The organism is Streptomyces sp. NPDC047880, from assembly GCF_040706515.1.
Lineage (GTDB): Bacteria > Actinomycetota > Actinomycetes > Streptomycetales > Streptomycetaceae > Streptomyces.
Genome location: NZ_JBEZOK010000012.1, coordinates 52,011 through 78,988, shown reverse-complemented (window position 1 = coordinate 78,988; position 26,978 = coordinate 52,011). Strand labels below are relative to the sequence as shown.

At 72.1% G+C, this 26,978-nt stretch carries 22 protein-coding genes, 1 other RNA gene and 2 pseudogenes; 11 read left to right on the top strand and 14 right to left on the bottom strand.

All coding sequences use genetic code 11. The features are described from left to right. Positions 1 to 7 precede the first annotated feature (7 nt). From AB0937_RS19660 to AB0937_RS19650, 3 genes are read left to right on the top strand one after another with little or no spacing between them, the layout of a single operon-like run. Positions 8 to 1,099: a hypothetical protein gene (locus AB0937_RS19660; RefSeq protein ID WP_366713253.1), complete on the top strand. Its 1,092-nt coding sequence runs from the start codon at positions 8 to 10 to the stop codon at positions 1,097 to 1,099. Continuing rightward, positions 1,096 to 5,064, top strand: a complete 3,969-nt coding sequence (eccCa, locus tag AB0937_RS19655; protein WP_366713251.1) for a type VII secretion protein EccCa — start codon at positions 1,096 to 1,098, stop codon at positions 5,062 to 5,064. The genes AB0937_RS19660 and eccCa overlap by 4 nt, the downstream gene beginning before the upstream one ends. Continuing rightward, the gene (locus AB0937_RS19650; RefSeq protein WP_366713249.1) at positions 5,061 to 6,458 is read left to right on the top strand and encodes a DUF6177 family protein; all 1,398 of its coding nucleotides are present in this window, start codon (positions 5,061 to 5,063) and stop codon (positions 6,456 to 6,458) included. The genes eccCa and AB0937_RS19650 overlap by 4 nt, the downstream gene beginning before the upstream one ends. A 239-nt stretch (positions 6,459 to 6,697) precedes the next feature. Here AB0937_RS19650 and AB0937_RS19645 read toward each other — a convergent pair whose 3' ends face one another. From AB0937_RS19645 to AB0937_RS19620, 6 genes and pseudogenes are all read right to left on the bottom strand, one after another. After that, positions 6,698 to 7,174, bottom strand: coding sequence for a hypothetical protein (locus AB0937_RS19645; protein WP_366713248.1), 477 nt, complete (start codon positions 7,172 to 7,174; stop codon positions 6,698 to 6,700). A 66-nt stretch (positions 7,175 to 7,240) separates the two neighbouring features. Next, entirely contained in the window at positions 7,241 to 8,428 is a 1,188-nt protein-coding gene (locus AB0937_RS19640) for an amidase domain-containing protein (protein ID WP_366713245.1), read from the bottom strand. A gap of 262 nt (positions 8,429 to 8,690) precedes the next feature. Then, positions 8,691 to 9,095, bottom strand: an RNA gene (rnpB, locus tag AB0937_RS19635) — RNase P RNA component class A. A gap of 115 nt (positions 9,096 to 9,210) precedes the next feature. Beyond that, positions 9,211 to 9,927: pseudogene (locus AB0937_RS19630) on the bottom strand (DMT family transporter); the annotation flags it as partial. An 82-nt stretch (positions 9,928 to 10,009) separates the two neighbouring features. Next, positions 10,010 to 10,840 (bottom strand): AraC family transcriptional regulator, encoded by an 831-nt coding sequence (locus tag AB0937_RS19625; RefSeq protein WP_366713244.1) that lies wholly within the window; start codon positions 10,838 to 10,840, stop codon positions 10,010 to 10,012. Between the two features lie 25 nt (positions 10,841 to 10,865). After that, entirely contained in the window at positions 10,866 to 11,444 is a 579-nt protein-coding gene (locus AB0937_RS19620) for a Uma2 family endonuclease (protein ID WP_366713243.1), read from the bottom strand. A gap of 164 nt (positions 11,445 to 11,608) precedes the next feature. On the opposite strand from AB0937_RS19620, the gene AB0937_RS19615 reads away from it, so the two are divergent. The 4 genes from AB0937_RS19615 (at position 11,609) to eda (ending at position 14,479) form a co-directional block, all read left to right on the top strand. Continuing rightward, the gene (locus tag AB0937_RS19615) at positions 11,609 to 12,364 is read left to right on the top strand and encodes a MerR family transcriptional regulator (RefSeq protein WP_366713242.1); all 756 of its coding nucleotides are present in this window, start codon (positions 11,609 to 11,611) and stop codon (positions 12,362 to 12,364) included. Beyond that, the gene (locus AB0937_RS19610) at positions 12,361 to 12,939 is read left to right on the top strand and encodes a hypothetical protein (protein ID WP_366713241.1); all 579 of its coding nucleotides are present in this window, start codon (positions 12,361 to 12,363) and stop codon (positions 12,937 to 12,939) included. The genes AB0937_RS19615 and AB0937_RS19610 overlap by 4 nt, the downstream gene beginning before the upstream one ends. A gap of 44 nt (positions 12,940 to 12,983) precedes the next feature. After that, positions 12,984 to 13,766: a peroxide stress protein YaaA gene (gene yaaA, locus AB0937_RS19605; RefSeq protein ID WP_366713239.1), complete on the top strand. Its 783-nt coding sequence runs from the start codon at positions 12,984 to 12,986 to the stop codon at positions 13,764 to 13,766. Between the two features lie 62 nt (positions 13,767 to 13,828). Continuing rightward, entirely contained in the window at positions 13,829 to 14,479 is a 651-nt protein-coding gene (eda, locus tag AB0937_RS19600; protein WP_366713237.1) for a bifunctional 4-hydroxy-2-oxoglutarate aldolase/2-dehydro-3-deoxy-phosphogluconate aldolase, read from the top strand. Here eda and AB0937_RS19595 read toward each other — a convergent pair. From AB0937_RS19595 to AB0937_RS19585, 3 genes are read right to left on the bottom strand one after another with little or no spacing between them, the layout of a single operon-like run. After that, positions 14,454 to 15,785, bottom strand: coding sequence for a bifunctional RNase H/acid phosphatase (locus AB0937_RS19595; protein WP_366713235.1), 1,332 nt, complete (start codon positions 15,783 to 15,785; stop codon positions 14,454 to 14,456). The genes eda and AB0937_RS19595 overlap by 26 nt on opposite strands. Positions 15,786 to 15,805: 20 nt before the next feature. Further along, the gene (locus tag AB0937_RS19590; RefSeq protein WP_366713427.1) at positions 15,806 to 16,549 is read right to left on the bottom strand and encodes a C4-type zinc ribbon domain-containing protein; all 744 of its coding nucleotides are present in this window, start codon (positions 16,547 to 16,549) and stop codon (positions 15,806 to 15,808) included. Next, positions 16,546 to 17,400: a Nif3-like dinuclear metal center hexameric protein gene (locus AB0937_RS19585; protein WP_366713234.1), complete on the bottom strand. Its 855-nt coding sequence runs from the start codon at positions 17,398 to 17,400 to the stop codon at positions 16,546 to 16,548. Before AB0937_RS19585 ends, AB0937_RS19590 begins: the two co-directional genes overlap by 4 nt. Before the next feature lie 199 nt (positions 17,401 to 17,599). Here AB0937_RS19585 and AB0937_RS19580 point away from each other — a divergent pair, with 199 nt between their 5' ends. Next, positions 17,600 to 18,910, top strand: coding sequence for a hypothetical protein (locus AB0937_RS19580; RefSeq protein ID WP_366713233.1), 1,311 nt, complete (start codon positions 17,600 to 17,602; stop codon positions 18,908 to 18,910). A 95-nt stretch (positions 18,911 to 19,005) separates the two neighbouring features. Further along, on the top strand, positions 19,006 to 19,173 hold the full coding sequence (locus AB0937_RS19575) for a hypothetical protein (protein ID WP_366713232.1): 168 nt from the start codon (positions 19,006 to 19,008) through the stop codon (positions 19,171 to 19,173). Between the two features lie 79 nt (positions 19,174 to 19,252). Here the strand turns inward: AB0937_RS19575 and AB0937_RS19570 are convergent, their stop codons facing one another. The 3 genes from AB0937_RS19570 to AB0937_RS19560 are packed head-to-tail and all read right to left on the bottom strand — an operon-like array spanning position 19,253 to position 22,171. Continuing rightward, the gene (locus AB0937_RS19570) at positions 19,253 to 20,194 is read right to left on the bottom strand and encodes a 3-oxoacyl-ACP reductase (RefSeq protein WP_366713230.1); all 942 of its coding nucleotides are present in this window, start codon (positions 20,192 to 20,194) and stop codon (positions 19,253 to 19,255) included. A gap of 11 nt (positions 20,195 to 20,205) precedes the next feature. Continuing rightward, complete coding sequence (locus tag AB0937_RS19565) at positions 20,206 to 21,282, bottom strand: Zn-dependent alcohol dehydrogenase (RefSeq protein ID WP_366713228.1); 1,077 nt, start codon at positions 21,280 to 21,282, stop codon at positions 20,206 to 20,208. Between the two features lie 31 nt (positions 21,283 to 21,313). Then, complete coding sequence (locus AB0937_RS19560; RefSeq protein WP_366713226.1) at positions 21,314 to 22,171, bottom strand: MaoC/PaaZ C-terminal domain-containing protein; 858 nt, start codon at positions 22,169 to 22,171, stop codon at positions 21,314 to 21,316. Between the two features lie 191 nt (positions 22,172 to 22,362). Between AB0937_RS19560 and AB0937_RS19555 the strand changes: the two are divergent. Further along, positions 22,363 to 22,503, top strand: a pseudogene (locus AB0937_RS19555) (DNA-binding response regulator); the annotation flags it as partial. A gap of 3 nt (positions 22,504 to 22,506) precedes the next feature. Here the strand turns inward: AB0937_RS19555 and AB0937_RS19550 are convergent. Then, positions 22,507 to 23,247, bottom strand: coding sequence for a class I SAM-dependent methyltransferase (locus AB0937_RS19550; RefSeq protein WP_366713225.1), 741 nt, complete (start codon positions 23,245 to 23,247; stop codon positions 22,507 to 22,509). A gap of 219 nt (positions 23,248 to 23,466) precedes the next feature. Beyond that, complete coding sequence (locus AB0937_RS19545; RefSeq protein ID WP_366713223.1) at positions 23,467 to 24,930, bottom strand: MFS transporter; 1,464 nt, start codon at positions 24,928 to 24,930, stop codon at positions 23,467 to 23,469. A 228-nt stretch (positions 24,931 to 25,158) separates the two neighbouring features. On the opposite strand from AB0937_RS19545, the gene AB0937_RS19540 reads away from it, so the two are divergent. Further along, positions 25,159 to 26,898 carry an MFS transporter gene (locus AB0937_RS19540; RefSeq protein ID WP_366713221.1) on the top strand — a complete coding sequence of 580 codons (1,740 nt, stop codon included), beginning with the start codon at positions 25,159 to 25,161 and terminating at the stop codon, positions 26,896 to 26,898. Positions 26,899 to 26,978: the final 80 nt, after the last annotated feature.

Here is a 26,978-nt window from a genome sequence, read left to right as displayed (position 1 = left end):
GACCGGCATGACAGGAGGCGGGGACTGGCAGCGGGACGTGCTGCGCGAACTCACCGAACCGGAGACGGTTGCCGTGCCCGAGCGCCCGGCGGTCCAGGCTGCCGTCTCCGACACACCTGACTCCACACCTCCCCCGGCACCGGCCCGCCGCCCAACGCACGCCCCCGAAGTCCCGGTTCCAGCCCCCGAATCCCACCCCACCGTCGACCCCCGCCTCGCCATCGCGCTCGGCAACCCGCAGCACGGTGACTCGGCCGCACGCCGCGCCGGAGCCTCCCTGCGCCGCATCACCGCCTCCGCCACTCAGGAGGTCGCCGAACAGACTCGTCTCGCCCAGGAGTTGCAGCAGCCCGTCACCACGGGGCGGGTCATCGCGGTCACCTCGATCCGCGGCGGCGTCGGCAAGTCCACGGTCTCCGCGCTGCTCGGACGTACCTTCAACCACTACCGGCACGATCCGGTGCTCACCCTTGAGGCAGACGCCGCCCTGGGCACCCTCCCGGTACGGATGGGCGCGGACACGGTGCGCTGGTGCTGCGCCGACCTCGCCCGGATCCTGACGCCGGCGATGCAGCTCACCGACATCACGGGCTACCTGGTGCCCGTGGCCGATGGCGGCTGGCTGCTGCCCGCGAGCCAGGGGCGGGTCGGTGCCCCCATGGACATGCGCACCTACCGGACGGTGACGCTGGCCCTGCGCCGGTACTTCTCGGTGACGGTGGTGGACTGCGAGACACTGCCCGGCGAGGTGGCGCGCACGGCGATGGACACCGCCCACGCACGAGTGGTCGTCGCCCCGATGACCGCCGAGGGCATTCACGGCACCCGTCAGGTCCTCGACTGGCTGGGCCAATTGCCGCACTCCGCGCTCGCCACCACCGTGGTGGCCCTCAGCGCGAACTCCCCCGACACCACCATCGACCCGAAGACGGCCGCCGCGCACCTGCGCGAACCCGGCGTGCCCGTCGTCCTGCTTCCCTACGACCGCCATCTCGCCCAAGGAGGCCCCATCCACACCGCCATGCTGGGCCGGAGCACCCGGGACGCGGCCGTCCGCCTGGCGGCCGAGGCGATGCAGCGAGCGGTGCGGGTGCGATGACCCAGCAGTTGGTCCATCGGCCCGCCCGTAGTACCCGCCCCCTCGTTCCAGCCGCACCCCGCACCATCGAGGCGCCCCCGAACCTCCCGGAGGGCAAGGTCGGCAACGCCGCCACCGCCCTGCTGCCCATGGCCGGGGTCGTCAGCTCGGTCGTACTGATGACGGTCATCCGCAACAGCCAGTTCGCGGCGATCGGTGCACTTGTGCTGGTCGTCGCCCTGCTCGGAGCGGTGGCGCTGTTCCTGTCCCAGCGCGGCAAGGCGCAGCGCACCCGGCGCGTGCAGCGTGAACGCTACTTGGAGTACCTGGAGGAACTGCGCGAGGAACTGGGCGCCGCCGAGCGGGAACGGCGGCAGGCGGCACGCGAGCTGAACCCGCCGCCCGAGGCCCTGTACGACCTCGTCCGGGACCCGGCCAGGCTGTGGGAGCGGCGCCGCCCGGACGCCGACTTCCTCTCGGTCAGGGCCGGAACCGGTGACGTACCGGCGCATGAGCTGGCCATAGAGCAGAACAGCACCGGCGTCCTCACCCCACCTGACCCGTTCATGCTGAACGAGGCCCGCGCCCTGCAGGGCCGCTTCGGTACGGCAACAGACTTTCCCCTCACCGTGCCGCTGGACCGGGCAGGGAACATCAGTGTCATCGGCGACCGGGACGGCGTCCTCCGGGTCGCCCGCGCGCTCCTGCTGCAGACCGTTGTGACGCACGCGCCGGACGACGTCGCCGTAGCGCTCGGCACCGGTGACGAGCCGGCGTGGGCCTGGGCGAAGTGGCTGCCCCACATCCTCGATCCACAGACGTCCGAGGGCCCGGTCGCCGCCCGCCGCATAGCCCCCCACCTGGCCGAACTGGCCCGGTTGTGCGCCCCCGACCTGCGGCAGCGTGCCGCGTACGCCGCCGAGGTGCGCCGCGGGCTGTCGGGCAGGACCAAGGACGCGCTGCGCCTGACCTCCCGCATGCTCGTGATCAGCGACTCCTACGGTGACACCGCGGCCGAACTCCCCCGCCCCGATTCAGCGATCGGACTGCCGGAGATGGGTGTCACCGTGCTGCATCTGCTCCAGCAGCAGGTGCACGAGCCCGATCAGGTCAGCGTGCGCATCACCGTCGACGACGACCGGATCACCGTGGACGACCTGCGCGGCAACATCGGCCAGGGAACGGTCGACGCGGTGAGCACCGCGGGCGCGGAGGGAATCGCCCGCATGCTTGCTCCCCTGCGGCTGTCGGCCGAGTCGGCGGCCGAGGACACGCCCGTCTCCGGCCCGGTCGACTTCCCCGCGCTGCTGGGCATCCATGATCCGGCCGACCTCGACCTGCGCCGCCTGTGGGCACGACGCAGCGAGCGGGACTTCCTGCGCGTCCCCATCGGCCTCTCCGACCGTCACGAGCCGGTACTCCTGGATCTGAAGGAGTCTTCCCAGCTCGGCATGGGCCCGCACGGACTGTGTGTCGGCGCCACCGGCTCCGGCAAGAGCGAACTGCTGCGCACCCTCGTCCTCGCGCTCGCCGCCACCCACTCGCCAGAAGACCTGGCCCTGGTCCTGGTCGACTACAAGGGGGGAGCCACCTTCGCCCCCTTCGCCGAACTTCCTCATGTGGCCGGCGTGATCACCAACCTGGAGAACCAGGCAGGGCTCGTCGAGCGCGTCCACTCCAGCCTGGCCGGCGAGGTCAAGCGCCGCCAGCAGGTCCTCAAGGACGCCGGGAACATCGCCGACATCGGCGAGTACGCCACCACGCGGGCCACCACCCGCCCCGGCCTGGACCCCCTCCCCCACTTGTTCGTCGTCATTGACGAGTTCGGCGAACTCATCACCGCCAAACCGGACTTCATCGACCTGTTCTTGTCCATCGGCCGTATCGGCCGCTCCATCGGAGTGCATCTGCTGCTGTCCAGCCAGCGCATCGAGGGCGGCAAACTCAAGGGCCTGGACACCTACCTCTCCTACCGGCTCGGTCTGCGTACGTTCTCCGCGGACGAGTCCCGTACCGTCCTCGACACCACCGACGCCTTCCACCTCCCGCCACTGCCCGGCTTCGGCTACCTCAAGGTCGACACCTCCACTTACGAGCGTTTCAAGGCCGGATACGTCTCCGGCACCTACCGCGGACCGGCCCGGCGTGACTCACACGACGACGGGCCACTCGCCCGCCCGTACCCCGCGTACAACACCCCTCATGAGACCGAGACGGTGGAGGAGCCCGTCGTCACCCAGCGGGAGACCGGCCCGACCGTCCTGTCCGTCATGGTCGGCCAACTCGCCACGGCAGCACCGTCGGTACGGCGCATCTGGCTGCCCCCACTGCCCGACGCGACCACCCTCGACACGGCCGCAGGCCCCCTCCAAGCCGACACAGACGGTGTTCGACTCACCCACACAGGCGGCCCGATGCGGGTCCCGCTCGGCGTCCTGGACGACCCGGCCCGGCAGTGGCAGCAGCCGTGGCAGCTGAACCTGACGCTCGCCGGCGGGCACGCAGCCGTCATCGGAGGCCCTCAGTCCGGCAAGACCACGCTCCTGCGCACCCTCGTCCTGTCCCTCGCCCTCACCCACACGCCGTACGACGTCGCCGTGTACGGCCTCGACCTGGCGGGCGGCGGCCTGTCCGCCCTCGCCGCACTGCCGCACGTCGGCGGCATCGCCTCCCGCGCCGACCGCGAACGAGCCGCCCGCACGGTGGCCGAGGTGCGCGGCATGCTGGCGATGCGGGAAGAGCTTTTCCGCGAGCACGGCATCGACTCCGTCGACCAGCTGCGCCACCTGCGGTCCCAGGGACGGCTGCCCGAACTGGCCGCCACGGACATCGCGCTCGTCATCGACGGCTTCGGAGCCTTGCGTGACGAGTTCGCCGACCTCGACGACGCTGTGGCCGACCTGCTCAAGCGCGGCGGCGGCTACGGCATCCACGTCGTGGCCGGGATGCTGCGCTGGAACGACGTCCGCATCGCCACCCAGTCGATGTTCGGCACCCGTGTCGAACTGCGCCTGAACGACCCGGCCGACTCCTCCATCGACCGCAAGCTGTCCGAGACCCTCGCCCCGGACACCCCCGGCCGCGTCCTGACCGACGGCAAGCTCTTCGCGCAGGTCGCCCTGCCCCGCATCGACAGCCGGCCGGAGACCGGTGACCTGGGACCGGCCCTCGAACGCGCCGCCCGCACGATCCGCGCTTCCTGGCACGGCGAACTCGCCCCGCCCGTGCGGGTGCTCCCCACTCGCCTACGCGCGGCCAGGCTGCCGTCATCAGCCACCGAACCGGCGGCGATCCCCGTGGGCGTCGACCAGGAATCCCTCGCACCGGTCCTGCTCGACCTGTTCGGCACGGACCAGCACCTGTTGATCCTCGGCGACAACGAGTGCGGCAAGACCAACCTGCTCAAGCTCATCACCATGCAACTCGTCGAACGGTACGGCGACAAGGAACTCGTCTTCGGCGTCTACGACCCCCGGCGCGGCCTGCGCGGCGTGGTCCCCGAGCCCTACCGCGGCGGCTACGCCCACAACGCCAAGCTTGCGAACGCGCTGTCCACGGGCATCTCCGCAGAGCTGGAGAAACGCCTGCCGGAGACGGCGGACCCCGACGCTCCTGAGAACGGCGAGCCCTCCTTCACCGGGCCTCGCATCGTCATCCTGGTCGACGACTACGACATACTCACCACAGCGGGCCAACAGCCTCTGGCGCCCTTCCTGCCCTACGTCTCCTCCGCGCAGGACATCGGCCTGCACTTCGTCATCGCCCGACGCAGCGCCGGCTCCTCCCGCGCGCTCTATGAACCCCTTCTGACCACCCTTCGCGAAACCGGCACCACCGCCCTCGTCATGACCGGCGATCGCGCAGAAGGCCAGCTCTTCCCCGGCCTGTACGCGTCCCAACAGCCGCCCGGCCGGGGCACGCTCGTCCGCCGCGGACGCCCCCACCAGCTCATCCAGACCGCCCTCGCAGACGAAGAAGGCCCGTGACCAAGGACGTCATCGCCCTCACCCCCAAGATGCCGGACCTGCCCACCCTGCTCGCGGGCCTCTACGCCGGCGGCCCCGACCTCGGCCTGAACACCACGGCCGACGGCGCAGTCGTCCAGCTCTGCGCCCCCGACGGCCGCCCTCTCGTCTCGGTGGAGACGCCCATCCTCATCCAGGTCCCCGGCGAGACCACTCGCCTGCTGGACCACCCGGTCGAGGACGGGCCGGTGTGGTGGACCGAGGCGCGTGCATCGACCGCCGTCGCCGAAGCCGGACGGCTCGCGGGATCCTTCGCCGGACGGCTGGCCACCGTGCTGGGCGGAACGGTATGGCCGCCGGAGGCCGCCTCCACCGAGGTCGTTCCCCTCACCGCCGACGCCTCCGCGATCCCGGCCCCCGCCGCGGGCGCCCCTGCCGTGGACGTCCTCACCGACACCACCGCCGTGGTCATCCAGGACCGCCCGCTGATCGCCATGACCAGCTGGCTCTCCGACGCCCTGCGCACCACGACCGCCACCGACCGCGCCCTCCAGATCGTCACCCCACCGACGGCACGCCTCACCCTGCCCACCCGCACGGCCCTGCGCGGCCTGCCCAACCGCTGGGTCGTCCAGGACCCCGAGCACGGCTACTACGACGGCCTGTCCGGCGCTGTACTCCACTGGAAGAAAGGCACCTTCACCCCCGCACAGGACGAGCAAGGCGCCACCGTGGTCGCCGAGGCCTTCGCCCCCGCGCCCGACGTCGGCGACCGCCAGCTGATCCTCACCCTGCGCACCCGCCACCCCGCCGACGAGCACCTCGTCCTCGGCCACGCCCTCGAAGCCGCCCTCCGGCACCTGACCGGCGCACCACCGGCCGGGTGGAGCACCGCCGAGCCCGTCAACCTCCCGTGGTCCACAGGCCAGTTGACCGACCTGGCACGTGCCCGGGCTCCCCGGCCCACCTGGCTCGTCGCCGTCGGCCACCCCGACCGGCCGGCCCTTGCCACCGTTCGCGTTCTCCGCACACCGGCGGGGGTCGAGGAGGACATCACGCTCGCGCTCGGCTACGGCGGTGACGAGACACCGCCCCTGCACGCGGTCGAGGAACTCGCGACCGCACTCGACGCCGAGCACGGCCTCGTCACGCTGCTCACGTCGCTGCGCCCAGCCCGCCGGGACCTCACGGTTCCGCCGCGCTTGGAAGCCCCGCTCGTACCGGTCACGTTCACCCTCGGCAGTGAAGAGGCGGGGACCATCGGTCTGGCGCGTGCCGGTCATCCGCCTCTCGGCCCTATGCCGACTCGGCTCGGCCCGGAGGGTAAACCCGCACTCCATTACGTCCTGGGCGACGGATCCGGCCCCCACTTGAGCGTATTCCAGCGTCTCATCGAACATCTGAAACGCGGATGAGGTCGGGCATCGACGCGTATGTCAGGGGTTGGACGGCCCGCTCGATTCTGCTTCCCGTACGGTTCAGCGCGCACATCGACAGTGGCGGCGCTTCCGGTCGCAGCCGGACGTCCACCACGACGCTGCGGCCCCGGCCGTCGATAAGCATCTGGAATCGGTTCGATGTCGTCACCGTCGGAGCGGAACGGCCGGGGCGGCTCGCACCCAGGTCACGGGTGCGAGCCGCCCCAACGGCCTTGTCAGGAAGTCGGCTTGTCGGTGGAGGCGGGGTCCTTGCCGGGCTCCGCGGGCTGCTGTGTGAAGACCACGAGGTGCCAGGTGCCTTCCTCCCGCGTCACGGTGAAGGTGTCCCGCAAGGTCTTTCCTGCCGTGTCCTCGGCGATCAGGCGGGCCGAGCCGGTGTCCGGGCCCATGTCGTGCTCTACCTGCACGTTCTTGATCTCCCACCCCCGCCCGCCCCTGTCCGCGAGGATCTGCTCAGCCTCCTGCCGGGACCACTTCTCGTCCTTCACGCCCCCGACTTCGAGCAGCCCGGCGACGCTGCGGGAGTTCAGGGCGTCCACGTACGCCACGACGGCCTCGCGGGCCCCCACGGACGTTTGCGAAGCCGAAGGGGCCGAAGAGGCCGAAGGGCTCGAGGACTTGGCCTCGTCATCACCGGACGAGCAGCCGGCCGCGAAGGCCAGGGCGGCCAGAGCGGCCAGAGCGGCCGGCACAGCCAGAAGATGTCGACGCTCCACAGCGCACTCCTATGTGGTTCCTGTGAGGGGGTCAGCAGCCTGTCAGGTGCGGTGCGCGTACCACCAGGCACGCGGATGGTCGGACAGGAGCTTCTTCAGGCTTTTGTTGTGGGTGTCGCTGGTGTGGTACGTCAAATACGGCGTACCCCGGTACTTCTTCGTGACGATCATCGTGTGGTCGATGTTCTTGTCGCGGCCCCAGTCGGCCTGGAGAACGTCCGCCTTGGCCATCTTCCACACGTTGTCGAGGATCTTGGTCCGCTTCGAATGCTTCTTCGCGAACCAGTACCAGTTCTCCGCGGCCGCCCATGTGTAGCTGGTGGTCCACTTCGTCGGCCCGTAGAACCAGTACTTGTTGCTGGACCGCTGGATGATCGCGCCGCCCTTGGGGCCCCAGCCGCCGGCGTGCATCGCCTGGGAGACGAAGTTGGTGCAGTCGGTGCCGTACGTGCGCCAGGCGCTGTTGTGGTGCTTCCAGTACCTGTCCGCGTAGGCGACCATCTTGCCGTAGCTGTAGCGGCTCCATGCCATCGGCTTGTCGCCGGAGTCCTCGCTGTCGCCGGGAATTGGAGCAGTGCCGGAAGCGGCGTCCTTGCTTCCCTCGTCCTCGTCCGCCTTACCGCCCCCGTCATCGGTGCCGCCGACGGCGTCCGCGTCGGACACCTGCGTGGTCGGCGTCGGACCGCCCCCCGTATCGGCCTTGTCGGACGACAGCAGCCAGGCGCCGTCGGAGCCCTGGGTGAACTTCACGGTGTGTGGCACGGACAGTTCCTCGTACTCCGGGGCGCCGTCCGCGATCTCCTGCGGCGTGAACGGGAGGTAGAGGCGGGTCTGCTCGATGAGCCGGAGCGTTGCCGACTGGCCGGTGACGGAGGTTTCGGTCACCTCCACGTCGACCTGGGCCTTCGTGTAGCCTCCGTCGACTTCCTTGTAGCGCTTGCCCTTCTCCACCAGTGCGGCGAGATCATCCTGCACCTGTGCGGTCATGGATCGCGTGGCCTCGACGCGGGCGGTCGCGGCTCTGGCCGTCGGACGAGTCGTCGTCAGCATGTCGGCCCGCTGCTGCAGATAGCCTTCGGCGAGCTGGGTGAGAGCGGTGGTGTCGGCGCTCGCCGACGAGGCCGCCGCCGGAGAGGCAGGCTGGGCGTCTGCCGGGGTACCGGAGAGCACAAGCATCGCCGCTGTGGCTGAGGCGGCGGCTCCGGCGAGGACACGTCTGAGATGCGCCATGCGCATGAAACCCCCCTTGATCTCGGCTGACTGGTCGGGTCAGCCTGCGGATCAAGAGGTCCCGTTCGGACATCGCGTTCCTGTGCGGCGCATTCCGGATCCAGGAATGTCCGATTCCTGATCACGGGCGGGGCTGGGCTGCGTGAGTCCGAGCGGACAGAGGGACTGGTCAGGTCCCCCGATTTCTGCGCTGTGCGAGCGTAAGGAGTGCGCGGCACAATGGCGCTGACCCGGGTGGACTCCCGGGTCAGGGCCATGGAAGCAGACGAGTCGGGCTGTACGCCGGGTTCTGTTCCCCGGGACCTCGCGGTCGTCGGGGTGACGGCCATCCATCTAGGGCCGGTGTTGCCACCGGCCTCGTGCGGTCTACCCGCGGACTCGGGCGGGCAGCCCTCGATCGTCCGCGCAGAGACACCGAGGTGTCTCCTCTTGACCTTGCTCCGGGTGGGGTTTACCTAGCTGCCCAGGTCACCCTGGGCACTGGTGGTCTCTTACACCACCGTTTCACCCTTACCGAGGACCGAGGTCCCCGGCGGTCTGCTTTCTGTGGCACTGTCCCGCGGGTCACCCCGGGTGGCCGTTAGCCACCACCCTGCCCTGTGGAGCCCGGACGTTCCTCGGGGAGCTCCCCGTCAGGGGGACTCCACGCGGCCGTCCGCCCGGCTCGTCTGCCGTGTCGACCATGGTACCCGCCGGACGTCGCGCTTCGGCGCCGCGGCCGTCGCCAGGACCGAGCCGGCCAGGATCAGGGTGAAGGCCACGCCGATGCCCAGCGTCAGCTTCTCGTCCAGGAAGATCGCGCCCGCGGCGACCGCGACCGCCGGGTTGACGTATGTGATCACGCCCGCCCGGGTCGGGCCGACCTCCTTGATCAGCTCCAGGAAGGCCACGAACGCGATCGCCGTGCAGACCACGCCCAGGCCGGCGAGCACGGCCAGGACCTCGCCCGAGGGCATCGTCGCCGGCCGGGTGAGGAAGGCCGCGGGGGCGTAGACCGCGGCGGCCAGGGTGAGGCAGGGGGTGATCAGCTGGAGCGTCGGGACGTTCTTGAGGTGCCGGGCGGCGATCAGCGGGGCGGTCGCGTAGCCGACGACCGTCACCAGCACCTCGGCCAGGGACCGGGCGTCGCCGCCCGTGAGGTGCGGCAGGGTGAGGACCGTGACGCCCGCGAGACCGAGGGCGAGCCCCGTGGCACGGCGGGCGCCCACGCGTTCCGCCGCGCCGAAGAAGCGGGCCAGCAGTACGGCGACGATGGGCACGCCCGCGATCAGGAGTCCGGCGGTGGAGCTGGACAGATGACGTTCGGCGTCGGTCAGGGTCCACCAGGGGCCCACGATCTCGATGACGGCGAAGGCCAGCATCGGCTTCCAGTGGGTCCGGACGGTGCGGCCGAAGCCGCCTTGGCGCAGGGCGAACGGGAGCAGCAGCGCGGCGCCGAGGGCGCAGCGTGCGAACACCACCACGGACGGGGACAGATCGTCCACCGCCACTTTGATCATCAGGTAGGGGACGCCCCAGACCACTCCCATCAGGGAGAACAGGAACCAGCCGCGTGCAGTCATGCGACGAGTTTCGGCCCGCTCACCCCCCGGTGTCTTGAACGCTGTTGCGGTACGCCGCCGGGGTCACCCCCAGCACCCGGCGGAACCAGCGGGTGAGGTGCGCCTGGTCGGCGAAGCCGACGAGGGCCGCGACTTCTGCGGGGCGCAGTCCGGCTTCCAGGAGGCCGCGGGCCCTGGCGACCCGGTGCTGGGCGAGCCAGGCGTACGGCGGTATGCCCACCGTCGTGCGGAAGGCGCGCAGGAGCTGGTAGCGGGACAGGCCCAGGTCGGCGGCGAGGGCGGCCAGGGACGGGGGGTCCAGCAGTTCGTCGGCGAGGCGGTCGCGCACGGTCCTGGCGATGCCGGCGGCCCCGGGCACGGTGTCGCCGGTCGCGCGGGCCGTGGAGTGGCGGCGTGCCAGGGCCGTGAGCAGCCAGGGCAGCCGGGACTCGGTCTCCAGCGGGTCGGGGCAGGCGCTGATGTCGGTGTGGGCGGCGCGCAGGGCTGCTGCGAGTTCCGGGTCGTGCAGGACGGGGTCACGGAAGTGCGGGAGGCCTCCGCCGAGGATGCCGTCCGTGAGGAGGGACGGATCGGCGTAAAGGGCCTGGTAGGCGTAGCCGTCGCAGGCGGCCGGGCCTCCGGTGTGCATCTCGCCCGGGTCCAGGACGACGATCGAGCCGGGGTAGGAGTGGATGTGCCCGCCCCGGTACGCGATGACCTCCGAGCCGCCGACGGTGACGCCGACGGTGAACTCGTCATGGGCGTGGGGCGCGTAGACGTGGCTGTCGAAGTGGGCGGTGAGGAGGTCCAGGGGTGGACCGGACCGGCCGAGTCGTGCCCGTGTCCATCGCGCCTGTTCCCGTATCCCCATGTCGCCCACCCCCGCCCACAGGGGATCAGAGGAGGTCGGCCGTGTCCAGATCGAAGGCGAACGGTTCCGGAAGAGCGATGGGCTTGCCGAAGGGGCGGGCGCAGTGCTCGCGGTAGTCGTCTTCCTTCGGCTCACTGAACACGGTGACTTGGGCCGTGTCCCGGTCGACCAGCAGGTAGAGCGGGATGCCGGCGCGGGCGTAGCAGCGGCGCTTGGCCTCGCGGTCGGCCTGTGGCTTGGTGGAGGTCACCTCCATCACCAGGGCGACGCCTTCGCAGGGCATCCAGGAGTCGGCTCCGCCGAACAAGTCGCGCTCGATGGGGCCGAAGGTGACGTCCGGAACGAGGTGGTTCTTGGGGCAGGCGCCCCCGCTCCTCAGCTTCAGCCCTTTGTTCCCCGAGAAGTCCATGTCGATCCGGGAGCGCCTGATCACTTGCCTCACGATCCGGCTGACGTACTTCTCGTGATCCCCGTCCGGCGGCGGCGTCACAACGATCTCCCCCTCGATCAGCTCGGCCCGGAATCCCTCCGGGGTGTCCAGGGCGAGAAAGCCCTCCAGCAGGACGTCTTCCTGCGAGAGCGGCTCGTGGGCCGTGGCAGTCATGTCGCGCCCCTCCTTCGGTCGCTCGCCAGACTGGGACATCGCCGAACCACCCGTCCGTGAGATCGGGAACCGTTCCCTCGATCGTGGCACACGGTCACGGCCCCCGTCAGAAGGCCGGACGGCTCGCTTGACCCTGCCGCTACGTCAACGTCTTCACTGGTGGCATGCGGATCGGAGAACTTGCCGCGGTCGTCGGCGTCACCACGCGGGCCGTGCGGCACTACCACCATCTGGGGCTGCTGCCCGAGCCGGAGCGGCGGGCCAACGGGTACCGGGAGTACGGGTTGCGGCACGCCGTCGTGCTGGCGCGGATCCGGCGGCTGACCGAGCTGGGGCTGGGGCTCGCGGAGGTGCGGGACGTCCTCGCGGACGACGCCGGCAAGGATCTGGTCGAGGTGCTGACCGAGTTGGACGAGGATCTGGCGCGGCAGGAGAAGGCCCTGAGGGAGCGGCGGGCTCGGTTGCGGACCCTGCTGGATGCAGAGGGTGGGATTCCGCCCGAGGGGCCGGTGTCGCCGGAGCTGGCCGCGCTGTTCGCCGGGACCGCGCACCTGTCGGATTCACCCATGGCGGTCAAGGACCGCGAGATCTTCGCGTTCCTGGAGACGGCCGTACCGGCCGGGGAACGGGAGCGGCTGCTGGCCTCGGTGAGTGAGACGCTGGGGACTCCGGAGGCCGTGGCGCGGGCCGGTGAGGTCTACGCGCTGCTCGACGCGCTCGCCGGTGCCGACTCCGGCGATCCGCGGGTGGAGGGGGCGGCCCGGGCGCTCGCCGAGTGCATTCCGTCGACGCTGTTCCCGGAGACCGGTGAGCTGGACCACGAGGACGAGGTGCTGCGCGCGTTCTACGACGACCTTTCTCCCGCCCAGGCGGAGGCCGTCCGCCGTGCGCTGCGGATCCTCGCCGAGGAGCGGCGATGAGGACCGGGTGGCTGCTGGTCCGGCACGAGCTGCGGTTGCTCGCGAGTCTCGCCCTGTGGGTGGCGCGGCGTACGCACGGGACGGGCGGCGGCTCGGCCTTCGGGTACGCGCGCGGGCAGGGCGCGATGATGTTCGGGTTCGCGTTCGTGTGCGTCGTCGAGACGGTCGCGCTGTCCGTGCTGCTGCGGGACTGGCCCGCCGTGCACGCGGCGTTCCTCTTCCTGGACGTGTACACGATCGTGTTCGTCGTCGCCCTGCACGCCTCGTCCGTCGTCCGTCCACACGTGCTGGACGCCGAGCACGGCTCGCTGCGGATACGGCGGTACGTCCACGTCGATCTGTGCGTGCCGTTGGAGCGGATCCGCTCCGTGCGGCGTGAGCTGCGGATGACCCACGAGCGGGCCGAGGGCGAGCTGGACGTGGAGGTCGGGTCGCAGACCACCGTCACGCTCGAACTGACGGAGCCGGTCACGCACGTCACCTTCCTCGGGCGGCGCCGGGAGGTGCGGGTCGTCCGCTTTCACGCCGACGACGCCGAAGGGCTCGTGCGCGCCCTCGGCCGGGCCCGTCTCTGAGCTCCCCGTACGCTGTCGGGCGGAGTTCGATCGAAGGAGTACGCGTGCTTGTCCTGCTGCCGCCGTCCGAAGGAAAGGCCTCTTCCGGCCGCGGTGCCCCGCTGAAGCCGGAGGCGCTGTCGCTGCCGGGGCTGGCCGGCGCCCGGGAGGCCGTGCTCACCGAGCTGGTCGAGCTGTGCTCGGGGGACGAGGACAAGGCGCGCGAGGTGCTGGGGCTGAGTGAGGGGCTGCGGGGCGAGGTCGCGAAGAACGCGGAGCTGCGCACGGCGGGGGCCCGGCCGGCCGGGGAGATCTACACCGGCGTGCTGTACGACGCCCTCGGGCTCGCGTCCCTCGACCCGGCGGCCAAGAGGCGTGCCGCGCGGTCGCTGCTCGTGTTCTCCGGGCTGTGGGGCGCGGTGCGGGTGACGGATCGGATCCCGTCCTACCGGTGTTCGATGGGGGTGAAGCTGCCGGGGCTAGGGGCGCTGGGCGCGCACTGGCGTACGCCGATGGCGTCGGTGCTGCCCGAGGCGGCCGGGAGCGGGCTGGTGCTGGATCTGCGGTCCGCCGCGTACGCCGCCGCCTGGAAGCCGAAGGGCGAGGTCGCCGGGCGGACGGCGTCCGTGCGGGTGCTGCACGCTCCCACCCGGAAGGTGGTCAGCCACTTCAACAAGGCGACCAAGGGGCGGATCGTGCGCAGCCTGCTGACCTCCGGAACCGACCCGAAGGACCCGGCCGAGCTGGTGGAGGCGCTCCGGGATCTCGGGTACGTCGTGGAGGCGCAGGCTCCGGCGAAGTCGGGGCAGAGCTGGTCGCTCGATGTGCTGGTGGACGAGGTTCACTAGCGAGCGTTGCAGGGTACGCAACACCCTTTGCGCACCCTGCACCCCGACGGCAGGATGACGCCATGGCCTCCTCTCCCCTGCCCTCTTCCGTGCTGGACCTCGCGCCCGTCGTGCCCGTCGTCGTCATCTCGGACGTCGGCGACGCCGTACCGCTGGCGCGGGCGCTGGTCGCGGGCGGGCTGTCCGCGATCGAGGTGACGTTGAGGACACCCGCGGCCCTGGAGGCGATCCGGGAGATCGCCCGGGAGGTGCCCGGGGCCGTCGTCGGGGCCGGGACGGTGGTCCGGCCCGGGCAGGTCGCGGAGGCGGTGGCGGCGGGCTCCCGGTTCCTGGTCAGTCCGGGCTGGACGGACGCGCTGCTGGACGCGATGCGGGCGTCCGGGGTGCCCTTCCTGCCGGGGGTGTCCACGGCGTCCGAGGTCGTGGCGCTGCTGGAGCGCGGGGTGCGGGAGATGAAGTTCTTCCCGGCGCAGGCCGCGGGCGGTACGGCGTATCTGAAGTCGCTGTCGGGGCCGTTGCCGCAGGCGCGGTTCTGCCCGACGGGCGGCATCGGCCCGGACTCTGCGCCGGACTATCTGGCGCTGCCCAACGTGGGCTGCGTGGGCGGGAGCTGGATGCTGCCGGAGGAGGCCGTCGCGGCGCGCGACTGGGGCCGCGTCGAGGCGCTGGCCCGTGCGGCGGCGGCACTCAGCGCAGGTGGGACGTGTCGTTGAGGAGGCGGACGCTGGCGTTGCCGTCCGCGTAGTAGGCGACCACCGACAGGGACGCGGCGGACAGTTCCATGCGGAACAGGGATTCCGGCGGGGCGCCCAGGGCGAGCCGGACGAGCGTCTTGATCGGGGTCACGTGCGTGACGAGCAGGACCGTGCGGCCCGCGTACGCCGCGACCAGCCTGTCGCGGGTCGCGGCGAGCCGGCCGGCCGTCGCGGCGAAGCTCTCGCCGCCGCCGGTGGGTTCGGCGTCCGGTGAGGCCAGCCAGGCGTTCAGGTCCTCGGGGTGACGCTCACGCACCTCGGCGAAGGTGAGTCCCTCCCAGGCGCCGAAGTCGGTCTCGCGCAGCCCGTCGTCGATGCCCACGTCGAGTCCGAGCCGGGCGGCGACGATCCCGGCGGTCTCCCGCGTACGGGCCAGCGGCGACGACACGACGGCCTGGATGGTGCCCCGCCGGGCCAGCAGCGCCGCGGCCCGCTCGGCCTGCTCACGGCCCGTGTCGGACAGGGACGGGTCGGTGCCGCCGCTCCCCGAGAACCGCTTCTGCGGGGTGAGCGGCGTCTCGCCGTGCCGCAGCAGGACGAAGGTGGCGGGGGCACCCATGTCGGCGGGGGCCCAGCCGGGAGCGGCAACGGCCTTGGCGGCACGGGTGTCGGCACGTCCGGCATCCTCAGCAGCACCAGCACGGGTGCCGGCACGCACAGCATCCTCAGCACCACCGGCACGGGTGCCGGCACGCACAGCATCCTCAGCAGCAGCGGGGGCTTCCGAACCTCCGGCGGCAGCCCCGGACCCCTCCGCGACCTCAGCGGCGGCCCCGTATCCGTCCGAAACCCCGGCGGGAGCCGTGCCTACCGTGTCCAGCTCCGCCGTCGACTCGGACTCCGACCACTGCTCGCCCCTGGCCCCCGCGTCCATCGCCTCGTTCGCCAGCCGGTCGGCGTGCTTGTTCTGCGCCCTGGGCATCCACTCGTACGTGACCCGCCCCGGCGGGAAGACCCGGGCCGCCTGTGCGGCCAGGGGCTTCATGTCTGGGTGCTTGATCTTCCAGCGGCCCGACATCTGCTCGATGACGAGCTTGGAGTCCATCCGGACGTGGACCGTCGCGTCCGGGTCCAGTTCGTGGGCGGCGCGCAGGCCGGCGAGCAGGCCGCGGTACTCGGCGACGTTGTTCGTGGCGACGCCGATGTACTCGGCGGTCTCCCGCAGGGTCTCCCCCGTCTCCGCGTCGCTGACCACGGCCCCGTATCCGGCGGACCCGGGGTTGCCCCGCGAGCCGCCGTCGGCCTCGACGATGAACTCCCGCACCGGATGGGCTCCCTGAAGGCCTAGAGACCGGACTCGGACGTGCGCACCAGGATGCGGCGGCAGTTCTCACAGCGCACCACCGTGTCGGGCGCCGCCTTGCGGATCTCCGCCAGTTCGGTGATGGCGAGCTCCTGCCGGCAGCCCTGGCAGCTGCGCGCGTACAGCTTCGCCGCGCCGATGCCGCCCTGCTGCTCGCGCAGCTTGTCGTAGAGCTTCAGCAGATCGGCCGGGATGGAGCCGGCGACGACCTCGCGCTCCTTGGTGGCCGTGGCGACCTCGCCGTCGATCTGCTCGAACGCGGCGTCGCGGCGCGCGGTCGCGTCGTCGATCTTCGACTGGACGGAGGAGACGCGCTCGGTCAGCTCGGCGACCCGCTCCTGCGCGGACTCCCGGCGCTCCATGACCTCCAGCACGACGTCCTCCAGATCGCCCTGCCGCTTGGCGAGGGAGGCGATCTCACGCTGGAGGTTCTCCAGGTCCTTGGGGGAGGTGACGGCGCCGGAGTCGAGGCGCTGCTGGTCGCGGGTGGCGCGCTGGCGCACCTGGTCCACGTCCTGCTCGGCCTTGGTCTGCTCGCGGGCGGTGTCGCTCTCCTCGGTCTGCGCGGCCACGAGCAGGTCGCGCAGCTGGGTGTGGTCCTTGGTCAGCGACTCGATCTCGGCGTGCTCGGGCAGCGACTTGCGCTTGTGCGCGAGCTGCTGGAGGCGGACGTCGAGGTCCTGGACGTCGAGGAGACGGATCTGGTCGGCGGGCGCGGCGTTCAGTTCGGGGCTCCAAGGGGATCAGAAGGGGGTGAGGCCGCGTGCGCGGTCCAGGGGTCGGTGACCGTCTTCGAGACGTGGACGCGCAGGTCCCATCCGTGCCGGTCGGAGATCTCGTCGAGCTGGCTCGCGGCCAGCTCGCACCAGGGCCACTCGGTGGCCCAGTGCGCCGCGTCGAGCAGCGCGAGGGGGCTGTGGGCGCGGGCCTCGGAGACGGGGTGGTGGCGCAGGTCCGCGGTGAGGAAGGCGTCGACGCCGGCCGCCCGTACGTGGTCGAAGAGGCTGTCGCCGGAGCCGCCGCTGACGGCGACGGTGCGCACGAGCGCCTCGGGGTCGCCGGCGACGCGGATGCCCTGCGCGGTGGCGGGCAGCCGCTCGGCGGCGCGGGCGGCGAACTCCCGGACGGTCACCGGGTGGTCGAGGGCGCAGAGGCGGCCGAGGCCGCGGCGGCCCTCGGGGTCGGTGGGGTCCGGCACGAGCGGTCCGGTGACCCGCAGGTCCAGCGCGCCCGCGAGGGCGTCGGAGACGCCCGGGTCGGCGGTGTCGGCGTTGGTGTGGGCGACGTGCAGTGCGATGTCGTTCTTGATGAGGGTGTGCACGACACGGCCCTTGAAGTGCGTCGCCGCGACCGTCGTCGTGCCGCGCAGATACAGCGGGTGGTGGGTGACGAGCAGACCGGCGCCCAGCTTCACCGCCTCGTCGACGATCTCCTGGACCGGGTCGACGGCGAACAGCACCCGGGTGACCTCCTGGTCCGGGTCGCCCGCGACGGTGCCGACCGCGTCCCATGACTCGGCCCGCTCGGCGGGCCACAGGGTCTCCAGCGCGGCGATGACTTCAGACAGACGGGGCACGGGAGCAAGGCTACCCGCCTGATCTGTGGCGTTGCACCGCCACCGCCCGCTCCGGGCCCTCATCGCCCCGCTCAGCACAATCACCCCCTTCTCCTCAGGCGAATCGTTCCTGGAACACCTTTATGTGTGAAGCCTGCGGCCACGGAATTCCACGTTCGGGCGGGCGAAAACTACCTTCGTCACTGGAGGTGACCGAACGATGACTGCCTGTGCGATCGAGCTTTCGGCGGGACGGGACGGTGACGAGGAGGGGGACGGGTCCGTGCCGGCCGGCTGCACACTCACCGCGGACGGCGCCTACGGCGCGCGTCTGGCCTCGGCCGGCGGCTCCTGGTTCCCGGAGCGCTGGACCCTGGACGGCCCGGAGCCGTACGCGGTGCCCCTCCCCCGCAACCAGCCCGAGGAGCCCGGCACCGAGGTGCAGCCGATGAGTGACGGGCGGGTGCTGATCCACCGGGTGGTGGCCGGGCGGCACGCCTTCTCGCTGCTGTACCCGACCGGGCCGGGCACCGGCGAGCTGCCCCTGGGCGCGGTGGGATGCCCGGACGGGAGCGCCCGGCTGCGGCTGCTGCCGCCCGCCCCGGACGGTGAACGGGCTTACGCCCTGGCCGTCGGGCCGCGTACGACGTCGGTGTGGCTGGTGGCGGGGGGTGCCTTCGGGCGGCCCGAGCGGCTGGCGGAGCTGCCCGGCCGTTGCTCGGGCGGTGTCTGGCTGGACCGGTCGGGGCGGCTGTTGGCGCTGGACCGGGAGACCGGCGGGCGCACCAAGTCCGTCGTGGTGGACCTGGAGTGCGGCGGTGAGGTGTCGCCGCTGCTGCAGATCGCCGCCGACAGCGACGACCGGCTGCTGCTCGCGGACCACGACAGCGGGCTGCTGATCGTCCGCTCGGACGCGCCCTCGCCGGGGCAGGACCGGCTGGGCTGGGGCGTCCTCGGCAGCACGCTGCCGGTGCGCTTCCCGGAGTGCCTGCGGGTGCCGGACTGCTCCGTCACGCCGTTCGCGATCCAGCCGGGGCAGATGCTGACGCCGGAGAGCTGTGCGGTGGCGCTGCGGGTGGACGGGCCGACGGGCAGCTGGGTCGGTGTCTGGCGTCCCGCCGAGCGGCGGATGCACCACCTCCCGGCGCCCGAGGGGTGGTTGACGGGCGCGGGGCTGTGGACGCCCGAGGGTGTGCTGCGGCTGCCGTACGCGACGGAGGCCGTGCCGTGCGGGGTGGCGCAGGTGAGCCCGCCACCGGCCACCGGAACGGAGCCGGGGGCCGCGCCGAGGCCAGGGGTCGCGCCGACGCCGGGGGTCGCGCCGAGGCCAGGGGTCGCGCCGACGCCGGGGGCCGTGTCCGCGCCGCTTCCGGAGCCGGAGGCGGCGGCTCCGGCGGCGCCCCACTCCGGCCTGCCCGCGGAACCGGAAGAGCCCGCCCCGCCGGCTCGGCCGACCGGGCCTCCGGCGCCCTCCGCCCCCCGCCCTGTGCCCCTTCAGGAAGCGCCGTTGGGACGCCTTGTAACGAACTAGTGCCGGTTGGCGTGGCCGCCTGGATCCGCGGTCAGGGGTGCCGGTTAGACTCACCCGGCTAAAAAAGATCATGTTGACGGGGTGAATTCCATCCGATGAGCGACGCCAGCACGAACCAGCCGCGCAATGCCGACGTCCAGCAGCCCTCCACCGGCCCCGGCCGGCACCGTGGTGAGGTCTCCACGCAGGACGGCGAGACGGCTCCGCGCGGACGTCACCGCAAGCCGGTGGCGGAGACCGAGCAGGCTGTGACTGCGGTCTGACGGCACGTCAGTCACCAGACGGCGAACGGCCCTTCCCGCCGCAAGCGGGAAGGGCCGTTCCATGTCTCTCGTCCGCGTTTCACCCGCGTCTCAGACCCAGCACCTCGGCCGCCGCGAACGTCTCCCCCGCCGGCCGGTCCGCGTAGTACGGGCCGAGGACGGCCTCCAGTTCGTCGTAGGTGAAGGTGTCCTGCTTGCTGTCGAACTTGGCGGCGACCCGCGGCCGTTCCACGACGGCGACCATTCCGCCGTGCACCACGAGGAGCTGCCCGTTGACGTGGGCGGCCGCGGGCGAGGCCAGATAGCCGACGAGCGGGGCGACGTGCTCGGGGGCGAGCGGGTCGAGGCCGGTGCCCGGGGGCCGGGCGACCCCTGCGAAGACGTCCTCGGTCATGCGGGTGCGGGCGCGCGGGCAGATGGCGTTGGCCGTGACGCCGTACCGGCCGAGGGCGAGGGCGGTGGAGGTGGTGAGGCCGACGATCCCGCCCTTCGCAGCGGCGTAGTTGGGCTGGCCGGCCGAGCCCGCGAGAAACGCCTCCGAGGAGGTGTTCACGATCCGCCCGAACACCGGCTGCCCGGCCCTCTTCGACCGCTCCCGCCAGTGGGCGGCGGCGAACCGCGTGGTGTTGAAGTGGCCCTTGAGGTGGACCCGCAGGACGGAGTCCCACTCCTCCTCGGCCATCGAGAACACCATGCGGTCGCGCAGAATGCCCGCGTTGTTGACGAGGATGTCGAGCTTGCCGAACTCGGTGACGGCCGACTCGACGAGGGCGCGGGCCTGCGCGAAGTCGGACACGTCACCGGTGTGCGCGAGGGCGCTGCCGCCCGCCGCGCGGATCTCGGCGGCGACCTCCTCGGCGGGCCCGGCCGAGGCCTCGCCGGTGCCGTCGCGGCCGGGCTGCCCGTAGTCGTTGACGACGACGGCGGCGCCGAGCCGGGCGAGTTCCAGCGCCTCGGCCCGGCCGAGCCCGCGGCCCGCGCCCGTGACGATCGCGGACAGTCCCTGGAGCGGCAGCGGCATGGCGTGGGTCCTCACATCTCGATGCAGGTGCGCAGGGCGGTCCCGGTCCGCATCTGGTCCAGGGCCTCGTTGATGTCGGCGAGCGGGACCCGGTGGGTGATCAGGCCGGCCAGGTCGATCCGGCCCGCGCGCCACAGGGCGATGGTGCGTTCGTAGGAGCGCAGCACGTCGCCGCCGCCGTACATGGACGGCAGGATGCGCTTCTCGTCGAAGAACAGCTCGAACATGTTGAGCTGGAGGAAGTCGTCCATGGCTCCGGCGCCGACCACGACGAGGGTGCCGCCGCGCCGGGTGTGGTCGTAGGCGGTACGGGCGGTGGCGGACCTGCCGACGACCTCGAAGACGTGGTCGAAGCCCTCGCCGCCGGTCACCTGCTGCTTGGCGTCGGGCAGTTCCTCCGGGGAGACGGCCCGCGACGCGCCGAACTTCAGGGCCGACTCGCGGCGCGAGGCCACCGGGTCGACGGCGACGATCTCGGCGGCTCCCGTCAGCCGGGCGCCCTGGATCACCGAGATGCCGACGCCGCCGCAGCCGATGACCGCCACCGACGAACCGGCCTCCAGGCCGGCCGTGTTGAGCGCGGCGCCCAGGCCGGTGGTCACCCCGCAGCCGATGAGGGCGGCGATGTCGAAGGGCACGTCGTCGGGTATCGGCACCGCGCATCCGGCGTCGACGACGACCTCCTCGGTGAAGGTGCCGGTGCCGGCGAAGCCGAAGAGGTCACCGCCGGGGCGCTTGAAGTTGGGGGTGCCCGCGTTCATGAACCCGGCCAGGCACAGCTCGGTCTGCCCGCGCTTGCAGGCCGGGCAGGCGCCGCAGGCGGGCAGCCAGCACACGACGACCCGGTCGCCGGTCTTCAGGTGTGTGACGCCCTCGCCGACCTCGACGATCTCGCCCGCCCCCTCGTGCCCGGGTACGAAGGGCGCGGGCTGCGGGAGCACCCCGCTCATCGCGGACAGGTCCGAGTGGCACAGCCCCGTGGCGCGCACCCGGATCCTGACCTTGCCGGGCCCGAACCCCACCGCCTCGACGTCGTCGAGGACCTCCAGCTTGTCCTGGCCGATCTCGTGCAGTACGGCTGCGCGCATGGTGCGGGCTCCCCTCGTACGGCGTGCTGGGTCAGGTGTGTTCGACGACCGTGCCGGCGAGGACGGGCGCGTCCTCACGCTCGACGGCGCTGACGGCGACCCGGGTGGACCCGGGGGTGTGCCACATGCGGATCCGCAGAGTCTCGCCCGGGAACACGACCCCGGCGAACCGGGTGGCGTAGGACCGCACCCGGGTCACGTCCCCGCCGAGCAGGGTGTCGACGACCGCTTTGAGCGTGATGCCGTAGGTGCACAGGCCGTGCAGGATGGGCCTCTCGAACCCGGCGACCTTGGCGAACTCGGGGTCGGCGTGCAGCGGGTTCCAGTCGCCGCAGAGGCGGTAGAGCAGGGCCTGGTCCTCGCGGACCGGCCGTTCGACGGTCCGGTCGGGTGCGCCAGCGGGGGGTTCGAGACGGGCCGAGGGGCCGCGGTCGCCGCCCCAGCCGCCTTCCCCGCGGATGAAGATCTGGGCGTCGTTGGTCCACAACGGGCCCTCGGGGTCGGCGACTTCGGTGCGCAGCACCAGGACGGCGGCGGTGCCCTTGTCGTACACCGCGGCGATCCGGTTGGTCGCGGTGGCGGTGCCCGCGGCCGGGAGGGGCCGGTGGAGGACGAGACTCTGGCCGCCGTGCAGGACGCGGGCCAGGTCGACCTCGACGCCGGGCATGGACAGCCCGCTGGTCACGCCGGGCTTTCCGCCGCCCGCGACGGTGGCGAAGCTCGGCAGGACGTGCAGCCGGGTCTCCAGGGTGTAGCGCAGTTCGTCGGGATCGGTGGCGGGGCTGCCCGCGCCGACGCCCAGGTGGTAGAGCTGCACGTCCTTGTGGTCCCAGGAGATCTCGCCGGTCCGGGGCGGGGCGGCGAGCGCCTTGGCTGCGTCGATGGGCATGGGGCTCCTGATCGCCGGAGGAAGGACCTCGGTACGGCCGTCCGCACCGTCGGCCGCACCGAGGCCGTCTGCGAGCGGACCGGGACACGAACTGAAACGCGTTCCAGTCCTGCGCCCTCTGTATAGCCGAGGCCCCGGCAGTTGTGAAGACTACTGACGCTGTGTCAGATCGGTGTGGCGATGACATGCGCGCGACGGTGGCCGGCATCGCCGCCGGACTCCACCTGTCGGAGTCCACCGCCCGCCACTACCTCTCCTCCACGGTCGGCAGGACTGCCACCCGAAACCGCATGGAAGCCCTCCGTGAGGCCCGCCGCCAGGGCCGGCTGTGAGCGTTACACCCGTCGGAACAACGCCGTCCAAAGGAAGGACTTCCCGAAGCGTTCGGACTCCTCCGGCTCGTCGCGCATCCGTCGCAGTTCGAGTTCGGTAAGGCCGGAGAAGATCTCCCGCAGCGCCTCGGGCGTGTACGCGAGGCCGCCCCGCAGCCCGGCCCCCTCGCGGTAGAAGTCGATGTCGGACAGCTCCGATCCCATCCCGCCGGCCCCGGCGGCGAAGCACGTGAGGCCGAAGAGGCCTCCGGGTGCCAGGAGTTGCTCCAGGAAGGCGAGGTAGCTGACCCGGCGGTGCGGCGGCAGATGATGGAAGCAGCCGGAGTCGTAGACGAGGTCGTAGGGGCCGGTGAGGTCCCGGCCGGCGAGCGCGAACGCGTCCCCGCAGTGGAACCGCACGTTCTCGGCCCCTGTCTCGCGGGCCCGCCCCCTGGCCCATTCGACGGCCGTCGAGGACAGGTCGACCGCGTCGACGTCGAAGCCCCGCGCCGCCAGGTACAAGGCGTTGCGCCCCGGCCCGGACCCCAGATCGAGCACCCGGCCCCCGCTCAGCGACCCCCGCTCCACGGCGGCCACCAGGCTCTCGTCCGGCCGCGCCACGAAGAACGGCACCGGCCGGGAGCGGTCGGCGTAGAAGGCGTCCCACCAGTCGGCACCGCGCCCGGACCACCGATCGGCCTCGGGCGCGAACAGGTCGTCGAGCAGGACGAGTACGTCGTCGACGGTGCGTATGTTCCGGTCCATCCGGTCCCCCCTTTCCGCGCCTGCAGACGGTAGGCCCAAATTCGCTGAAAGGCCAGGTCAGGGCGGGTTATGCGCCGTCGGCGAGAGGGGGTGCGCGGGACGCTGCGGGGCGGGAAGGCGCCCCGGGGACGGGCCCGCCCCACCCCGGGCCGAAAGAGCGGCGGCGCACCCGTGGCGGGTCGTCACGCCCCTGTTCCGGGACATGCCTGCCGCACCTTTTCAGACGGCGGCCTCCCGCTCTCCCGCCGACCGCGGCAGCCACACCCACATCAGTGCGGCCCCGGCCGTCAGTACCGCAGCCCCCACCCGGAACGCGAGGGCGTAGCCCGCTGTCAGGGAGTCGGGGGTCGTGCTGCCCGCCGACTCGGCTGCCGCCAGGGTGGACAGGATCGCCAGGCCCAGGGAACCGCCCATCGTGCGGGACGTGTTGACGAGGCCGGAGACCAGGCCCGCCTCTTCGGGGGCGGCGCCGGACGTGGCCAGGGATGCCAAGGGGGTCGCCGCCAGGCCCGCGCCGAGCATCATGAGGACCCCGGGGACGAGGATCGCCGTCGCGTAGGAGCCGTCGGGTGTCATCGTGGACTGCCAGGCGAACCCGGCGACGGCGATCAGGGTGCCCAGCGCGGCGACGTTGCGCGGGCCGACCGGCCGCATCAGGCGGGGTGCGAGCTTGGAGCCGAGGATGACGGCGAGGGAGCTCGGGACCAGGGCGAGGCCGGCCTCGATCGGGGTGTAGCCGAGGACGTTCTGCGCGTAGAGGGTCATGAAGAACCACATGCAGAACATCGCCGACCCGCACAGGAACATCGAGACGTTCGCCGAGGAGACCGAGCGGACGCGCAGCAGGCCGAGCGGCATCAAGGGGCTCGCGGTGCGGGCCTCGACCGCCAGGAACGCCCCGAGCAGGGCAAGACCGGCGAGCAGCGGCAGCAGGGTGGCCGGTGCCGTCCAGCCCGCCGCCTCCGTCTGGGAGATGCCGTAGGCCAGCGTGCCCAGACCGGCCGTGACGAGCAGCGCGCCGGGCAGGTCGAGGCGTCGGCCGTCCCCGGCCCGGCCCTCGGTGAGGAACCAGGCGGCGGCGCACAGCACCACGGCCCCGACGGGCACGTTGATCAGCAGCACCCAGCGCCAGGAGAGATTCTCCACCAGCAGCCCGCCGACCAGGCCGCCCGCCGCGCCGCCGCCGGCCCCGACAGCCGTCCAGGTCCCGATCGCCCGGGCCCGCGCGGCGCCCTGAGGCACCGACGCCGTGAGGATCGTCAGCGTCGAGGGCGCGAGCACCGCCGCGCCGAGACCCTGCACGGCCCGCGCCACCAGCAGCTGCCAGTCGTCCTGCGCCAGCCCGCCGGCGGCGGAGGCCAGGGTGAACAGGCCGAGCCCGACGAGGAACATCCGCTTGCGGCCGTAGAGGTCCCCGGCGCGCCCGCCGAGCAGCATGAATCCGGCGAAGGCGATGGCGTAGGCGTTCACCACCCACTGCAGGCCCTGCTCGCTGAGCCCCAGTCCGGTCCGCATCGACGGCAGTGCCACGTTGACGACGGACACGTCCAGGACGACGAGGAACTGCCCGGCGCACGTGAGCGCCACCACGAGCCACATGGGCGGCGCCCCGCGGGCCCGCAGGCGGGAGAGTCGCGACGTACGGGCGGTGGCGGTGTCGGCGGATTCGAGCATGGGTGTCATGCTCTCAACCGCCTTGCGCCCCTTGCATCGGGATTTCGCCGGGCCCGGTTCTCGGTCCGGAGACCTAGGCCTGGGAGCGAATCATCCTGAATCCCCACAGAAGCCCCCGCCCAGACCAAGGGAAGGTCAAGTTTTCATTAGGGTGCCGAAGCAACGGAATAGTTGCCTGGACGTACGAGGTTCAGCTTCCACGTAACCCGACGCTCCCCGGCCTGGAGGCCCTCCTCAATGACGCAGACGACGACAGAACGCCCCGTCGGCAGGGCGAGCGGGGCCGTGGTCCCGGTGCTCGCCTTCGCGGGCATCGTTGTCGCGGTGATGCAGACCCTGCTCGTCCCGGTGATCAAGGATCTGCCGCAGCTGCTGGACACCGCCCCCAGCAACGCCACCTGGGTCCTCACCTCGACCCTCCTCTCGGGCGCGGTGGCCACCCCGATCATGGGCCGCCTCGGCGACCTCTACGGCAAGCGCCGCATGCTGATCCTGAGCCTGGCCGTGATGGTCGTCGGTGCCCTGGTCAGCGCGCTCACCAGCGATCTGCTGCTCATGATCGCCGGCCGTACGCTCCAGGGCTTCGCGATGGGCGCGATCCCGCTCGGCATCGGCCTGATGCGCGACATGCTGCCCCGCGAGAAGCTCGGCTCGGCGATGGCCCTGATGAGCTCCTCCATAGGCGTCGGCGGCGGCCTCGCCCTGCCCGCCGCCGCCCTGGTCGCCCAGCACAGCGACTGGCACACCCTCTACTACGGCGCCGCCGGCCTCGGCCTGCTCGCGATCGCCCTCACCCTCCTCGTCGTGCCGGAGTCCCCGATGCGCGCCGAGGGCACCTTCGACCTGCCGGGTGCGCTCGGCCTGTCCGCCGGGCTCGTGCTGTTCCTGCTGCCGATCACCAAGGGCAGCGACTGGGGCTGGGCCTCCGGCACCACCCTCGGCCTGTTCGCCGCCTCGGCGGTCGTGCTCGTGCTGTGGGGCGTGATGGAGCTGCGTGTGAAGGCCCCGCTGGTCGACCTGCGCACCACGGCCCGCCCGGCCGTCCTCTTCACCAACCTCGCCTCGATCATGGTCGGCGTCTCCTTCTACGTCGTCTCCCTGGTCCTGCCGCAGCTGCTCCAGCTGCCGACGTCCACCGGCTACGGCCTCGGCCAGTCGATGGTCGTGGCGGGTCTGCTCGTCGCGCCGCTCGGCCTGACGATGATGTTCACGGCGCCCGTCTACGCCCGGCTGTCCGCGAAGTACGGCCCCAAGGTCACCCTGATCATCGGCCTGCTGATCATCGCGATCGGCTACGGCGCCGGCCTCGGCCTGATGAGCGCCGCCTGGCAGAGCCTGGTCATCTCGGTCCTGCTGGGCGCGGGCATCGGCCTGGCCTACTCCTCGCTGCCCGCCCTGATCGTGGGCGCGGTCCCGGCGTCGGAGACGGGCGCGGCCAACGGCCTCAACACCCTGATGCGCTCCATCGGCACGTCGGTGTCGAGCGCCGTGATCGGCATGGTGCTGGCGAACACCGCGAACAACGTCGGCGGCGTCGAGATCCCGACCATGCACGGCTTCCGGGTCTCGTTCCTGATCGCGACGGGCGCGGTGGCCGTGGGCCTGCTCCTGGCGCTGTTCCTGCCGGGCCGACAGCCCTCGAACAAACCACAGCTGAGGGCCAGCAGCGAGGAGGACGCGGCGCTGGAGCGTGCCGAGCAGGTGCTGCGCGGCTTCCGCGGCCGGGTGCTGGGCGCCGACGGCTCCCCGGTCGCCCGGGCCAAGGTCACGCTGATCGACCGCCGTGGCCGCCAGGCCGGCGCGACGCTCTCCGCCGAGGACGGCAGCTACGCGCTCACCGTCCCCGACCGGGGCTCCTACGTCGTGGCCGCCCGGGCCACGGGGCACGGCCCGCTCGCCTCGTCCGCGACGCACACGGGCGACGAGCGCCCGGTCGACCTGGACCTGTCGCTGCCGGGCGAGACGGTCCCCGCCTGATGCGCGGCCCGCTCCCCCCTGCTCACGGGTACCCCCTGTCGCCCCGCGGCAGGGGGTGCGGCACGATGGCGCCCTGACCG

Bases quoted from the DNA above. Each gene is read 5' to 3' on its own strand.
- AB0937_RS19550 (WP_366713225.1), bottom strand. From the start codon at position 23,247: ATGGACCGGAACATACGCACCGTCGACGACGTACTCGTCCTGCTCGAC.
- eccCa (WP_366713251.1), top strand. From the start codon at position 1,096: ATGACCCAGCAGTTGGTCCATCGGCCCGCCCGTAGTACCCGCCCCCTC.
- AB0937_RS19640 (WP_366713245.1), bottom strand. From the start codon at position 8,428: ATGGCGCATCTCAGACGTGTCCTCGCCGGAGCCGCCGCCTCAGCCACA.
- AB0937_RS19610 (WP_366713241.1), top strand. From the start codon at position 12,361: ATGAGGACCGGGTGGCTGCTGGTCCGGCACGAGCTGCGGTTGCTCGCG.
- AB0937_RS19545 (WP_366713223.1), bottom strand. From the start codon at position 24,930: ATGACACCCATGCTCGAATCCGCCGACACCGCCACCGCCCGTACGTCG.
- AB0937_RS19565 (WP_366713228.1), bottom strand. From the start codon at position 21,282: ATGCGCGCAGCCGTACTGCACGAGATCGGCCAGGACAAGCTGGAGGTC.
- AB0937_RS19615 (WP_366713242.1), top strand. From the start codon at position 11,609: ATGCGGATCGGAGAACTTGCCGCGGTCGTCGGCGTCACCACGCGGGCC.
- AB0937_RS19560 (WP_366713226.1), bottom strand. From the start codon at position 22,171: ATGCCCATCGACGCAGCCAAGGCGCTCGCCGCCCCGCCCCGGACCGGC.
- AB0937_RS19540 (WP_366713221.1), top strand. From the start codon at position 25,159: ATGACGCAGACGACGACAGAACGCCCCGTCGGCAGGGCGAGCGGGGCC.
- AB0937_RS19570 (WP_366713230.1), bottom strand. From the start codon at position 20,194: ATGCCGCTGCCGCTCCAGGGACTGTCCGCGATCGTCACGGGCGCGGGC.
- AB0937_RS19625 (WP_366713244.1), bottom strand. From the start codon at position 10,840: ATGGGGATACGGGAACAGGCGCGATGGACACGGGCACGACTCGGCCGG.
- AB0937_RS19575 (WP_366713232.1), top strand. From the start codon at position 19,006: ATGAGCGACGCCAGCACGAACCAGCCGCGCAATGCCGACGTCCAGCAG.
- AB0937_RS19660 (WP_366713253.1), top strand. From the start codon at position 8: ATGACAGGAGGCGGGGACTGGCAGCGGGACGTGCTGCGCGAACTCACC.
- eda (WP_366713237.1), top strand. From the start codon at position 13,829: ATGGCCTCCTCTCCCCTGCCCTCTTCCGTGCTGGACCTCGCGCCCGTC.
- AB0937_RS19620 (WP_366713243.1), bottom strand. From the start codon at position 11,444: ATGACTGCCACGGCCCACGAGCCGCTCTCGCAGGAAGACGTCCTGCTG.
- AB0937_RS19580 (WP_366713233.1), top strand. From the start codon at position 17,600: ATGACTGCCTGTGCGATCGAGCTTTCGGCGGGACGGGACGGTGACGAG.